This is a genomic window from Streptomyces sp. NPDC058001, assembly GCF_042886315.1.
Lineage (GTDB): Bacteria > Actinomycetota > Actinomycetes > Streptomycetales > Streptomycetaceae > Streptomyces.
The window spans coordinates 397,843-410,448 of the sequence record NZ_JBHVQT010000008.1; the positions used below are offsets into that span (position 1 = coordinate 397,843).

Annotated in this window: 13 protein-coding genes and 1 pseudogene; 6 read left to right on the forward strand and 8 right to left on the reverse strand. The window is 71.3% G+C overall.

Features of this window, described 5'->3' with window-relative positions; translation table 11 throughout:
* Nucleotides 1-40: 40 nt before the first annotated feature.
* The 3 genes from ACFVT5_RS22105 to ACFVT5_RS22115 all read right to left on the reverse strand — a co-directional run bounded on the left by ACFVT5_RS22105 (nucleotide 41) and on the right by ACFVT5_RS22115 (nucleotide 3,422).
* On the reverse strand, nucleotides 41-868 hold the full coding sequence (locus ACFVT5_RS22105; protein WP_389890395.1) for an inositol monophosphatase family protein: 828 nt from the start codon (nucleotides 866-868) through the stop codon (nucleotides 41-43).
* Between the two features lie 93 nt (nucleotides 869-961).
* Nucleotides 962-2,770, reverse strand: a complete 1,809-nt coding sequence (locus tag ACFVT5_RS22110; RefSeq protein WP_389890398.1) for a gamma-glutamyltransferase family protein — start codon at nucleotides 2,768-2,770, stop codon at nucleotides 962-964.
* A 256-nt stretch (nucleotides 2,771-3,026) separates the two neighbouring features.
* The gene (locus tag ACFVT5_RS22115) at nucleotides 3,027-3,422 is read right to left on the reverse strand and encodes a hypothetical protein (RefSeq protein WP_389890401.1); all 396 of its coding nucleotides are present in this window, start codon (nucleotides 3,420-3,422) and stop codon (nucleotides 3,027-3,029) included.
* 49 nt (nucleotides 3,423-3,471) lie between these two features.
* Between ACFVT5_RS22115 and ACFVT5_RS22120 the strand changes: the two genes are divergently transcribed.
* Nucleotides 3,472-4,011: a hypothetical protein gene (locus ACFVT5_RS22120; protein ID WP_389890751.1), complete on the forward strand. Its 540-nt coding sequence runs from the start codon at nucleotides 3,472-3,474 to the stop codon at nucleotides 4,009-4,011.
* A gap of 140 nt (nucleotides 4,012-4,151) precedes the next feature.
* Here ACFVT5_RS22120 and ACFVT5_RS22125 read toward each other — a convergent pair.
* Nucleotides 4,152-4,337 (reverse strand): annotated as a pseudogene (locus ACFVT5_RS22125) (IS982 family transposase); the annotation flags it as partial.
* 121 nt (nucleotides 4,338-4,458) lie between these two features.
* On the opposite strand from ACFVT5_RS22125, the gene ACFVT5_RS22130 reads away from it, so the two are divergent.
* Nucleotides 4,459-5,097, forward strand: a complete 639-nt coding sequence (locus ACFVT5_RS22130) for a GNAT family N-acetyltransferase (RefSeq protein WP_389890404.1) — start codon at nucleotides 4,459-4,461, stop codon at nucleotides 5,095-5,097.
* Between the two features lie 72 nt (nucleotides 5,098-5,169).
* Nucleotides 5,170-5,514, forward strand: a complete 345-nt coding sequence (locus tag ACFVT5_RS22135; protein ID WP_389890406.1) for a hypothetical protein — start codon at nucleotides 5,170-5,172, stop codon at nucleotides 5,512-5,514.
* 158 nt (nucleotides 5,515-5,672) lie between these two features.
* On the opposite strand, the gene ACFVT5_RS22140 is transcribed toward ACFVT5_RS22135, so the two are convergent.
* Nucleotides 5,673-6,554, reverse strand: a complete 882-nt coding sequence (locus tag ACFVT5_RS22140; protein WP_389890409.1) for a hypothetical protein — start codon at nucleotides 6,552-6,554, stop codon at nucleotides 5,673-5,675.
* Nucleotides 6,555-6,910: 356 nt separating this feature from the next.
* On the opposite strand from ACFVT5_RS22140, the gene ACFVT5_RS22145 reads away from it, so the two are divergent.
* Nucleotides 6,911-7,306, forward strand: coding sequence for a contact-dependent growth inhibition system immunity protein (locus tag ACFVT5_RS22145; protein WP_389890412.1), 396 nt, complete (start codon nucleotides 6,911-6,913; stop codon nucleotides 7,304-7,306).
* Between the two features lie 473 nt (nucleotides 7,307-7,779).
* On the opposite strand, the gene ACFVT5_RS22150 is transcribed toward ACFVT5_RS22145, so the two are convergent.
* From ACFVT5_RS22150 to ACFVT5_RS22160, 3 genes are all read right to left on the reverse strand, one after another.
* Nucleotides 7,780-8,430, reverse strand: coding sequence for a DUF4232 domain-containing protein (locus ACFVT5_RS22150; protein WP_389890415.1), 651 nt, complete (start codon nucleotides 8,428-8,430; stop codon nucleotides 7,780-7,782).
* A gap of 114 nt (nucleotides 8,431-8,544) precedes the next feature.
* Nucleotides 8,545-9,243: a response regulator gene (locus ACFVT5_RS22155; protein WP_389890418.1), complete on the reverse strand. Its 699-nt coding sequence runs from the start codon at nucleotides 9,241-9,243 to the stop codon at nucleotides 8,545-8,547.
* The gene (locus ACFVT5_RS22160) at nucleotides 9,240-10,469 is read right to left on the reverse strand and encodes a sensor histidine kinase (protein ID WP_389890420.1); all 1,230 of its coding nucleotides are present in this window, start codon (nucleotides 10,467-10,469) and stop codon (nucleotides 9,240-9,242) included. Before ACFVT5_RS22160 ends, ACFVT5_RS22155 begins: the two co-directional genes overlap by 4 nt.
* Before the next feature lie 237 nt (nucleotides 10,470-10,706).
* On the opposite strand from ACFVT5_RS22160, the gene ACFVT5_RS22165 reads away from it, so the two are divergent.
* Nucleotides 10,707-11,729: a carboxymuconolactone decarboxylase family protein gene (locus ACFVT5_RS22165; protein WP_389890423.1), complete on the forward strand. Its 1,023-nt coding sequence runs from the start codon at nucleotides 10,707-10,709 to the stop codon at nucleotides 11,727-11,729.
* Nucleotides 11,726-12,562: a class I SAM-dependent methyltransferase gene (locus ACFVT5_RS22170; protein WP_389890426.1), complete on the forward strand. Its 837-nt coding sequence runs from the start codon at nucleotides 11,726-11,728 to the stop codon at nucleotides 12,560-12,562. Before ACFVT5_RS22165 ends, ACFVT5_RS22170 begins: the two co-directional genes overlap by 4 nt.
* Nucleotides 12,563-12,606: the final 44 nt, after the last annotated feature.

Genomic DNA, 12,606 nt, shown 5'->3' on the forward strand with positions numbered 1-12,606 from the left:
GGTCACGGTCGGCGGCCGGCTCCGGGATCCCGGCGCGGGGTCACCGCCCGGCGCGCAGCAGCTCCAGGACCCGCGTGACCGTGGCACGGTCGCGGCCCGCCGTGAACGGCAAGGCGTTGCCGCCCGCGATCCGGAAGGGCGTGCCGTCCAGCGTCGCATGGGTGCCGCCCGCCTCGCCGACGAGAAGGAGACCGGCGGCGTGGTCCCAGGAGTTCTCCCAGGAGAACGCGACGGCGTCCAACTCGCCCTTGGCTATGGCGAGATACTCCAGTCCCGCCGAACCGCAGGGGCGCGGCAGCACGCCTTCGGCCCACAGCCCGAGCAGGGCGCGCTTCTCGTCGGGCGTGGTGAAGTCCGGGTGGGACGTGGCCACATCGAGGACGGCGTCGGGAGCGGGGGCGCCGGCGATGAGCGCCCGCCCGTTGAGCACGGCGCCCTCTCCGCGTACTGCCACGGCCATCTCCTCCAGCGCCGGGGCGTACGTCCACGAGGCGTGCACCTGGCCTTGGAAGGCGAGCGCGACCAGGGTGCAGAAACCGGGGTCGCCGTGCACGAACTGGCGGGTGCCGTCGACCGGGTCGACTATCCACACGGGGGTGTCGCCGCTCAGCGCGTCGGTGGTCGCCGGGTCCGCGTGCACGGCCTCCTCGCCGACGACGACCGAGCCGGGGAGCAGTGCGGTGAGCGAGGCGGTGAGGTGCTCCTCGGCGAGGCGGTCGGCGACGGTCACCAGGTCGTGCGGGCCGTTCTTCTCGACGATCTCGTGGGCGGCGAGCTGCCGGAAACGGGGCATGACCTCGACGGCGGCGGCCTTGCGTACCGCCTCCTCCACATCGGTCATGCCATGGGCGAGAAAGTCTTCGATCATATGTCCATCGAAGCACGCGTCTCTGACAATCCGTACCCGGGCGGTGTACGGGGGGTGGAATCGACGCGAATTGAGCGCGACGTGGCCCGGCGTTCACCGTCCGACGGCGTACCCCTGCATCCCGCGCGGGTTGGCCGCCGCCGACAGGATCCCGGTCCCCGGGTCCCGGGCGACCGCGCACAGCCGCCCCTCCGACCAGGCGTCCCCGACGGTGATGAGGTGGCCTCGGCGGCGCAGGTCCGCGACGACCTCCGGGGGTGTCCGGGACTCGACGGTGACGCTGCCGGGCCGCATACCGCGCGGGTAGAACGAGCCGGGGAAGCTGTCGTTGTGCCAGTTCGGGGCGTCCATGGCGCCCTGGAGGTCGAGTCCGCCCCGGACGGGTGCGCGCAGGGCGACGGCGAGGAAGAAGTGGACCTGCCACTGGTCCTGCTGGTCGCCGCCCGGGGTGCCGAACGCCATGACGGGCACCCCGTCGCGCAGCGCGAGGGACGGCGTCAGGGTGGTGCGGGGGCGCCGGCCGGGTGTGAGGGAGTTCGGCAGGCCCTCGTCCAGCCAGGTCATCTGGAGGCGGCTGCCGAGCGGGAAGCCGAGTTCGGGCACGACCGGGTTCGACTGGAGCCAGCCGCCGCTGGGGGTCGCGGCGACCATGTTGCCCCAGCGGTCGACGATGTCGAGGTGGCAGGTGTCGCCACGGGTCCCGCCGTCGGAGGCGACGGTCGGCTCCCCCGCGCCCGCGGGGACCCCCAGCGCGTCGAACTCGCCCTCCGTGTCACCGGTGGCGACGGCATGGGCGTACGAGGACAGCTTCGGGGCGCGCCCGCCGGGGCTGCCGGGACGCAGGTCGAGCGAGGCCCGCTCACCCACAAGGGCGCGGCGTTCGGCGTTGTACGCGTCGGACAGGAGGTCCGTGAGCGGAACGTCGGCCGCGTCCCCGTACCACGCCTCGCGGTCGGCCATCGCGAGTTTGCAGCCCTCGATGAGCAGGTGCGTGTAGTCGGCGCGGCCGTAGGCGGGCAACGCGTCGGGCAGCAGGGCGAGTTGCTGGAGGAAGGCGGGGCCCTGGCTCCAGGGGCCCGCCTTGCAGAGCGTCCAGCCGTTCCAGTCGTAGGTGGCCGGGTCCTCGTAGCTCGCGCGCCAGCCGGCGAGGTCCTGGGCGGTGAGGATTCCGGTGTGCCGGGTGCCGCTGGTGTCGCGGGTGGGGCGCGCGGCCTGGCGGACCAGGGCCTCGGCGATGAAGCCCTCGCTCCAGATGGTCCGGGCCGCGTCGATCTGGGCGACCCGGTCGGCGCCGCCGGTGCGGGTCGCCTCGGCGAGGAGCCTGCGCCAGGTCGCCGCGAGCGCCGGGTTGCGGAACAGTTCCCCGGGCCGCGGGGCCTCGCCGCCCGGCAGGTACACGTCGGCCGAGGAAGTCCACTCGGTCTCGAAGAGATCCCGGACGCTCTCGACGGTCTCGCCGACGCGCTCCACGGGCGCGTGGCCGTCGTCGGCGTACCCGATCGCGTACGCGAGGACGTCGGCGAGGGACTTGGTGCCGTGGTCGCGAAGGAGCAGCATCCACACGTCGAAGGCGCCGGGTACGGCGGCGGCGAGGGGGCCGGTGCCGGGGACCAGGGAGAGGCCGAGGCCGCGGTAGTGGTCGACGGTGGCGCCCGCAGGGGCGACGCCCTGGCCGCACAGGACGCGTACGGGGCCATCGGCCGGGGCGAGGATGATCGGGACCTCGCCTGCCGGGCCGTTGAGATGGGGCTCCACGACGTGCAGGACGAAGCCGGCGGCGACCGCCGCGTCAAAGGCGTTGCCGCCGTCCTCCAGGACGGCCATCGCGGACTGCGAGGCGATCCAGTGGGTGGACGAGACCATGCCGAAGGTGCCCTGGAGGGTGGGGCGGGTCGTGAACATACGGCCTCTCACCTCGATGTTTCCGCGTATCGGCCAAACCGATGGGCGCTCAGGATCGGTCCGGGGGAGAATCTGGGGAGTTCGGGCCGGAGCTTTCCTCGGTCCGCTCCCCCAGCAGGCTATCGGCGGCCAGGGCGGTGACGACCGGCCGGTTGATCGGCAGGCGGGCTGCTTGCGTACGTGATCTGCTCATGGGCTGAACGGTTCTGCTGCAATAGTCGGGGCGAAGGCACCGCGAGTTCCCGGCAAGTTCCGGTTACTTGCCGGGCGTTGCCGGAGAGTGCCGATGCCCGGCCGGGGCGGACAGCACCCCTGCGGTGACACAGTGGTCCACGTAGCCGAAGACCAGGTCGCGGTCGACCGGCGGGCAGGTGATGCCGCTGCCTTCCAAGCCGGCACGGACGTTGCCGACTTGGACGTGGCCGAGGCGCAGGTCGATCGGAGCGGCCTGCTCGGCGGAGTCGAAGAAGGCCAGCGTCGTAGCGGCGACGGCGCCCGAGCGGGGCAGTTGTTCCCGCCAGTGGGCCAGCGGCAGGCGCCGTACGGGATAGCCGTACTCCCGCACCCAGTCGTAGACGTCACCGAGCCGCACCCGGGGCAGGGTCGCGTGATGGAAGACCGGACCGGCACCCGGTTCCGAGCAAAAATCCACGCTCCGAAACTCTGAGCCCGCCAAGACTGGGTGTTCTAGGTTGATCGACATGGGCGCGTCGGGACGGGGCTACCGCTATGTCGGGCCGCACCATGTGATCGCTGCCGTCAGAGCAGCGGACGGCGGTGCCACGATCCGCGCAGCCGCCGACTTCGCGGACTGGGTGGCAGCCCGGTCCGCCGAGGAACTGGAAGAGCCCTTCACCTTCGTCGTCGGCACGGACCGTGCTCTGCGGCTAGCCCCACGCCGCAGCGAACACGTCGCCTGCGCGAGCGGCGATCGGGTGCTCGGCGCTGGCGAAGTCAGCTTCTACCGCGACGCCGGACGCTGGGCGGTGAACGAGGTCAGCAACCAGTCGACCGGCTACTGCCCGGACGTTGCCTCATGGCCGGCTGTCGCACAGGCACTGGATCAAGCCGACCTCGACCACCCGGACCGCTTCACACACGCAGTGGTCTTCCGTCGGTGTCCCATCTGCCAGGAGCACAACATCGTGCGAGAAGGCCACTTCGTCTGCGTCTTCTGCGACGCAGACCTACCCAGGCGATGGAACGTCGATCCGAACGCTGACCACTCAGACGGACCCTGATCTCGTCCACCACAGCGCTGCCACCAGCTCCTTCGGCTGGCTTCGGACCCTGATTGCCCGACCATGTCCAGTAAGTCCTGAGCCTGTCAAGAATGTGATGAGCCCGAAGTGTCAGCCGAGTCCTGAGACCTCACATGACACCATCTGGCCTCGGAAGTGAAGCCCAGCATGGCCTGCATCATCGCGAGGGTCACCAGCTCGGCGTCCGTGAGCTGGGGTGCAATCCCCACGGCCGGCCGCCACGGAGCCAAGTCTGTCCGCTCCTTCAGCAGATCGTCGGTCGTCGCATAGAGTGCTGTCGCGAGGGTGTCCAGTTTGTTCGTCACACAACGATCATGGGTGCCCTCGCGCCTGCCCCACACCCACCGTGGCTTCGCCGGCGTGGAGTGCACCGGCGACAGACTCGCCCGACCGCATAGACGATCTTGAAAGGCGGGTGGCAGCGTTATGGAGATCCGCACGTTCACCGAGGCGGATCGGTCGGACCTCCGGTACCTGTTCGGCCGTGCCGGAGCAGGATCTCCCAGCGAATCGCTGTGGGGCCATGACGAGTCCGAGGCTGCCGTCTACCTTGAGCCATACATGGACCTGGCGCCCGCCTCGCTCTTCCTCGCCGTCGATGGCAGCCGTTTGGTCGGCTACCTCGCCGGGTGTACGGACAGTGCGGCGTTTCCCAGCGAGAGCGAGCGCATGGAGAAGGCCATCAAGCAGTACAGGCTGTTCATCAGGGTACGACCGGCGGCGTTCTTCGCTCGGGCTCTCGCCGATCTGGCATGGGCTGCGGTCCGGCGAAGGCCGACCGCCAGCGACTTCGACGATGCGCGTTGGCCGGCACACCTGCATATCAACGTGGCCCCGGAGGCGCGCGGCTCCGGGACAGCCGATGGCCTGATGGACCGCTGGTTGGAGCAGGTGGCGCAGCAGACGGGCAAGGGCTGCCATCTGCAGACGTTGTCGGAGAACACCCGGGCAGTCCGCTTCTTCGAGCGGAAGGGCTTCACCAAGCACGGTCCGGCAGCCGAAATTCCCGGGCTGCGTCACAACGGCCGCCGTGTGCACCAGCAGACCATGGTGCGGAACCCCTGAACGCGCAAACGCCTGCCCCGTAAAGGCCCCTCAGTCGCGCCTGGCCTGCACTTCCCGCACGCCGTCCAGGGCATGCAGATCAAACGCCGCCGCGTGAACCGCCAGGCCGGCAGGGTCCAGACGAAGACCGTCTACGCCGTCACCAGCCTCACCCCCGAGCAAGCAGGCCCCACCCGTCTGGCCGAACTCGTCCAGGACCACTGGTCGGTGGAAGCCCTGCACCACGTGCGAGACGTCACCTATGGCGAAGACGCCTCCCGGATCCGCACCGGCACAGCACCCCGCCTCATGGCCACCCTGCGCAACCTCGCCATCGGCCTGATGCGCCAGGCCGGCTGGCACAACATCGCCGCCGCAGCCGATCACTACAGGTCACGCCCCGAGCACGCGATCACACTCCTCAAGATCACCGCCTGAGAACATATCGGCCCTGCACGTCAATCCGTATCGCTGAAAGCAGAGGAGCACGCCTTCCGTCACCCGGAGATAGCGCGCACGGCGACGCCGACAACAGAAATCCGGGCTGACGAAAGAGGACGGTTCTGAGAGAGGCAACGAGCAGCACATGCCCGGCGCTAGGGCCTGTCCTCCCGCCGTCTCCTGACGAACCATCTGCCCGCCGGGGCCACAAGGGCCAGTACCCCCGCCGCCAGCGCCCAGTGCTGCCAGCGCCAGAGCGGATGCTGCCACCGCCAAAGCGGCGCGGGTGCAGCCTCGACGAGGATCACAGCGCGGTCGTTGCCGGGCACAGGGTCATTCGGACCGTACACGGTGATGGAGCCCTTGGCACCGGGGATCCGCTTGTCGATGCGGATGTGGAAATCGATGGTGACCGGGGACCTGTTGGGCCATGGGACACCCCACTCCGAGAGGTCACACAGGAAGAAGTAGTTGTCCTTGTCCTGCGGCGGCTGGCATGCATATCTCCGGTCGTCGTCGTCCCCTTCCCAGGGAATGGACGTGATCGTGGTCCCGGCCGGCGGCACCACCGCGAAGGTGCCGCCGGGATCGCCGTCGGGCAAACCGGGGCCCAGATTCGCCACACCGAGCCGGACCACGACAGTGTTCCCCACCCTGCCCTTGACCGTATCGGTGACGGGGGTGTAGTCGGCCGGCGGCTCGGGGATGTAGTCGGCCAGCGACGACCGGGACACACCGACGAAAAGGGCCGAACCAGGGTGCGCCAGGTCGACGCCGCGGACCGCGGTGGTGGGCAACACGCGGGTGGTGGTCCCGGGCCGTTGCGGCGGCTGGCTCCGGTGGCCGGTGGGCAGCAGTCCGCCGGCCTCCCTCCGGGTGCTGCCCGCGACGGCCGCCATGGCAACCTCGGCACGTAAGGCGGTCTGATCCCCCGACGCCGGCAGAGGCTGCGCCCACACCGGCCCCGCCGCCGTCCCGAGCGCGGCCAGGGCCACGACAGCGGCGCCGATCCGGCGCACGACGGCACGATCAGCCATACAGTCCCAACCCTTCAGCTCGCATCCCTGTCTTACATCCCTATGCGGTCGGAGTGTCCTGCAGCGACAGCGCGCGGCATGCGAGAGGGTACCGTGCCCCGAAGGCCGCTCAACGGGACCAGTTCACAGGCGCCGTGGGCCGCCGTGCACCACGCCTCAACCGAGCGCGACGCCGCCGCGTTCCGACGGCGCCTTCCATGGAAAGCCGACACCGGGAGCGCGGGCACAAGCGGGGCAGGCGGTCGGTGAGCCACCCTCGGCCGGGCAAGTCAACGACGGCCCACCCGGATCCGGCGAAACCCTTCATCTCACCACCTGAGACCGCGTGTGAGATCTGGGCGTAGGACAATCGATCGGTGACGCGCCCCTTGAATCGTGACCGTTCCCTTGACGAGCTTGAACGCGCCCGCTGGCCGGCACCGTCAGCCGACGACACCCGACTTGTCACTACGGCACACGCCTTGCGGCGTCGGCCGATCGGCGAACTGACCGTCGAGGACATGCGCTTGTTGGTAGGGCAGGACGTATGCCTGCCCTACCTCCTTCCATTGGCACTGGAGGTACTGCGGGAGAACCCGATGGCAGAGGGGCACATGTACGAAGGTGATCTGCTGTCCGCGGTTCTCACCAGGCACTCATCGGTCTGGGCCGATTTTCCCGAACTCGGCCGAGAGCTTCGCGTGATCGTCTCGAAGTTGCATGGGCTGCCCCCTGACCTGCAACAGAGGGTTGAGCGCTTCCTGTCTTCATAGAACACCGACGCAGGACGTTCCCATCGAAGGGCCTGGGACTCTGCACCGGCTCTCAGACGCCAGCCCCGGCTATCCACGGGAGACCGCTGAGGCATGCGCGGCGGTGGACGTGTTGGCAACATCCTCCCTTGCCTTTTTACCGAGGCAGCATGCCCATCAGGAGCCTGCAGGAGCCGTGGAGCCCACCCTGAAACCGCTCCGCTGCAGCCCATAATCGCAGGCAGGCGGCACTCTGCCGGATCCTCCTCAGCCGCTCCCCTGGGGAGCAACTGGGGAGTTTCTCGTCGCTCGGGGAGGCTTTGGGAAGTTTTAGCGACACAAGCCGGTACCCCTGTGAAAGACGCCGAAAGACACGTTCCCGCAGCTCAGAGACTCAATGGGCTCCGAATGCCCAGGTCAGCGGCCCGCCCTCGGGGCCTCCATGCCGAAGGTGCCCTGAAGGGTCGGCCGGGTGGTGAACAAGAGCGGGCTCCTCACGGGGTGAGCGGGTCGGCGCGGCGGTGCCAGGCCGAGATGCCGAGCGTGTTCTCGGGGCCGATGTCGAGGCGGTCGGGGATGTCGACCGTAACGGGGTCGTCACCAGGGCGGGGGACGACCCGAAGGTAGGGCGTCCACTCGGAATTCATCCGCCACACCAGGTTGCTGATCGCCGACTCGCCCTGGCGCAGGGTCAGTCGGGCCGGGCGTGCCGAGTCCCCCGAGGTGACCGCCTCGGTGCCCTCGACCACCTTGACGCCCGTCATCGGCTCCTTCCCGTCGTCCAGGACGCTGAGGGACGGGTAGCCGTCGAGTGTGTAGGGCTCGCTGCCGCAGTTCGTCAGGGTGAGTGTCATCGCGCGCAGGCCCATCGCGCCCTGCACCGGGTCGGACGTCAGACGCACACCGGAAGTGGTGCAGCCGGTGGGGCGGGCGGTGGCCGGGCCGGGCGGCAGTTCGAGCCCCGCGGTCGGCGAAGGTGTCGAGGTCGGCGGCGGTGGCGTGGGGGTGGGGCGCCGGTCGGGGTTGCGTTCGCGGTCGATCTCCGCGCCCAGGCCGCAGGCGGCGGTGGTCCCGGACAACAGGACGACGGCGGCCAGGACCCCCAGGGCCGACCGGAGCACCGGCCGGGTTCGTATCGCGCTCACGGACCTGATCATGGCATGGGCTCCCCGGCCACCCACGCGGTACGGGAACCTTCTCCTGGTGGAAGGGGCGGCGGGCATCGCCCCCACGGCCCGGTCCCGGCGCCCGATCGGCGCCTAGTCCGCACTGTTCCGAGCCCCCACCAGGCCCGACTCATAGGCGAAGACGACCAGTTGGGCCCGGTCGCGGGCGCCGAGCTTGGTCATCGCCCTGCTCACATGCGTCTTGGCCGTGAACGGGCTGATGACCATGTGCCCGGCGATCTCCTCATTGGTGAGCCCGCGCGCGGCGAGCGCGGTGACCTCGCGCTCCCGGCGCGTGAGGCACTCCAGACCGGGCGCCGTGGCCCGGTCGGGCGGCCGGGCCACGAACGCGCCGATCAGCCGCCGGGTCACCGAGGGCGACAGCAGCGCTTCCCCGCGCGCGACGACGTCGATGGCCTGCAACAGGTCGGCGGGTTCGGTGTCCTTGAGGAGGAAACCGCTGGCCCCCGCGCGCAGCGCGTCGAAGACGTACTCGTCGAGGCCGTAGTTGGTGAGGATCACCACGCGTACGTCCGCGAGGAGCGGGTCGTCCGCGATCCGGCGGGTCGTCTCGATCCCCGTCATCACCGGCATCTGGACGTCGATCAGGGCCACGTCGGGCACCTGCTCGCGGATCAGGTCGAGACCCCGCTGCCCGTCGGCGGCCTCACCGACGACCTCGATGCCGTCCTCGGCCTCCAGGAGGGCGCGGAAACCGGCCCGCATCAACGCCTGGTCGTCAACCAGGGCGACCCTCACCGGGCGTCCGTCACCACGCGCGGTGTCGCTCACGTCGCCTCCACCGGTGCCTCAGCCCGTGTCCCCGCCGGTGCCTCAGCTCGTACCTCTGCCGGTGCGTCAGCCCGCGCCTCCGCCGGTGCCATGACGGCCGCGTTCAGGGGCAGTTGGGCCCGTACCGCGAATCCGCCGTCGGCGCGTGGCGCGGCGCGCAGGGTGCCGCCGAGCGCGGCGACGCGTTCGCGCATGCCGGTGAGGCCGGTACCGGGCTCAGGGGGGCGCGCCCGGTCGGCGGCGCCGTCATCCTCGACGCGGACCGTCACCTCGCGCTCGCCGTAGTCGAGGGTGACCGTCACCTCGGCGGGGCCGGCGTGCCGCGCGACGTTGGTGAGGGCTTCCTGGACGATCCGGTACACGGCGCCGTCGACCGCGCGGGACAGCGGTCGCTCACGGCCGGTCACCTTGAGGTCCACCGCGATCCCCGCCGACCGGGCCCGCTCGACCAGCACGGCGGGCGTCCCGGTGGGCTCGTCGGTGCGCAGGACGTCGAGGGTCGCGCGCAGTTCGCGCATGGCCTCGCCGCTCGCCTCCTGGATGGCGAGCAGCGCGGGCGGTACGTCGTCGCCGCGTTTGCGGGCGAGGTGGACGGCGACGCCCGCCTGGAGCTTGACGATCGAGATGCTGTGGGTCAGCGAGTCGTGCAACTCGCGGGCGATCCGCAGCCGTTCATCACCGGCCCGGCGCAGCGCGGCCTCCTCGCGGGTGCGCTCGGCCTCCAGGGCGCGCTGTTCGGTCTGCCGGAGATACGCCTGCCAGTTGCGGTCGGCGAGCCCCGTGACGACGGCGCACAGGAACCATCCGGTGAGCAGCAGGGTCTGCCGTACGGCGGCCCCGGTGTCCCCGCCCTCGGCCGTACCGGCCACCAGGAACCCGCCGAGGAAGACAGCGGCGGCACACGCGGCGGTGCCCCGGTGGCCCGCGCGGGCGGCGGTGTGGACGGCGCCGACGACCGGGACGGCGGCCGTGGAGCCGGGGTCGGAGCGCAGGACGTAGGCGAGAAGGCAGGCCGTGGTGACCGCGAGGACCGCGCGGGGTGCGACGCGGTACGCGGCGAGCGCCGCCGAACCGACCCCCACGAGCACCGCATCGACCGCCCCGAGGCCGTCCCCGAAGACGGCCGCGAGCACGACGACGGCCGCGGCCACGACGGCGAGCACCCCGTCGGCCGGGTGGATCTCGCGCAGCCGGTCGCCCCGACCGCGCACCTGGTCATCCCCCATGTCCGCACCCTAGACCGCCGCACCGACAACGGCGTCGCCCCAGCGGACGGCTCCGGGACTACTCCCGGCGTAGTAGTCGCCTGCGCGCTCCGGCTCCGGCGGCGCAGCGCGGAGTGCATGCGCCGGTACGACGCGTGCCGCACCCCCGTCCGGCCACGATCGGAACCGTTCACAGCCCGTACGGGACAGCCCGTCACCGTCCAAGAGACGCCCGAACCCCCAACTCTGGAGCCCGCCATGGCGAATCCCTTCCGTTTCACCACCCCCGTACCGCACCGCTCCGTCACCGGCCGGACCGCCGAGGTCTACTCCCAACTCGCCGACGAGTTCGGTATCGAGCGCGCCGCCGTCTTCACCGTGCTGTCGTCGGCACCCGAGATCCTGGTCCCCACCTGGGTGTTGATGCGTGAGTCGCTGCTCGCGGGCGCGGGCACGCGTACCGATCGCGAACTGGTGGCGTACGGGGTGTCCCGGGCCAACCGGTGCCCGTTCTGCGTGGACGCCCACACCATGCTGCTGCACGCGACGGGCGACCACGCGCTGGCCGAGACCCTCGCGCGCGGGGACACCCCCGGGGACGAGGCGCACGCGCGTCTGCTGGCCTGGGGCGAACAGACCCGCGTCCCGGGCGGCGCGGAGGTCGATCCGCCGCCCTTCCCACCGGCGTATCTGCCCGCGTACTACGGCTCCGCGTTGGCGTTCCACTTCATCAACCGCATGGTGTCGGCGCTGCTCACGGAGAACGTGCTGCCGGGCAACGCGCAGCGGTTCCGCGCCGTCCGCAGCGTCGTGGGGCGTTCCGTGTCCAGTACCGTGCGCCGCGCCCTCGTACCCGGTACGGGCCTGGCCCTCCTCGACGCCCCCGTCGACCTGCGTACCGTCCCGTCCTGGGCGACGGGCTCGCCGGTGGGTTCGGCGTACGTGGCGCTGCGGACGGCGGCCTTCCTGGGCGCGGGCCTGCTGGACGAGGCGGATCAGGCGCTCGTACGCGAGGCGGTCGCCGCCTGGGACGGCGGGCATCCGCCCCTGGTGTGGGACGCGTTGCCGGACCGGTCACGGCCGGGGGCGCGGCTCGCGGTGCTGGCCGCGCTGGCGCCGTACCGGATCACCGAGGACGACGTCGCGGCCTGGCGCACCCCTGAGACACCGTTCACGGACCACTGCCTGGTGCATCTGATCGCGTACGGCGCGATCGTGGCCGTGGACCGTCTGGAGAGCAGCGTGTCCGCGCGCGTGCGCACGGCGGGTGAGGCGTCGTGACCGCGATCGACGGCACCACGCAGGCGCGCGTGTGGAACGGTTCCGTGGGGACGCACTGGGCCGAGCAGCAGGAACGGATGGACCGGATGCTCGCCGGTCTGAACGAGCCGCTGTTCCTTGCCGCCGCGATCGGTGAGAGCGATCGGGTGCTGGACGTGGGGTGCGGGGCCGGGGCGACCACCCGGATCGCGGCCGGACTCGCCCCGCGCGGGGAGGTGCTCGGCGCGGACGTCTCGGCGCCGCTCCTGGAGCGGGCCGGCGCCCTCACCGAGGCCGCGGGAATCCGTAACGTCCGCTACGCGCGCGTGGACGCGCAGTCGCACCCCTTCCGCGCGCGGGGGTACGACGTGGTGATCAGCCGGGGCGGAGTGATGTTCTTCGCCGACCACGCGGCGGCGTTCCGCAATCTGGCGCGGGCGCTGCGTCCCGGCGGGCGGCTGGTGTTCGTCTGTCCGCTGCCGGCAGGGCCCGACGCCGAGGAGTCCCGGGTGATGGCCGCGTTCGGCGCGCTGCTGCGGGAGAGCGGGACGGGCGCGGGCCCGTCGGCCGACCGGATGGCGGCGATGGCCGCGATGGCGTCCCTGTCGGACCCGGCCAGGATCCGTGCGGTGCTCGACGGCTACGAGGACGTGACGGTGACACCCGAGACGGTGCACACGGTGTGGGGCCGCGACGCCGCCGACACGGTCGGCTTCCTGCTGTCCCAGTCGGGCCAGGAGGTGCCGTCCACGGCGCGCGCGGCTCTGGCGGACGTGTTCCGCCCGTACGAGACGCGGGACGGGGTGCGGCTGCGCTCGGGGGTGTGGCTGGTGACGGCGATACGGCCCCGGTGAGCCGCTGACCCCGGGGTGGCCCGCGCGGGGGGGGGCGGGCCACC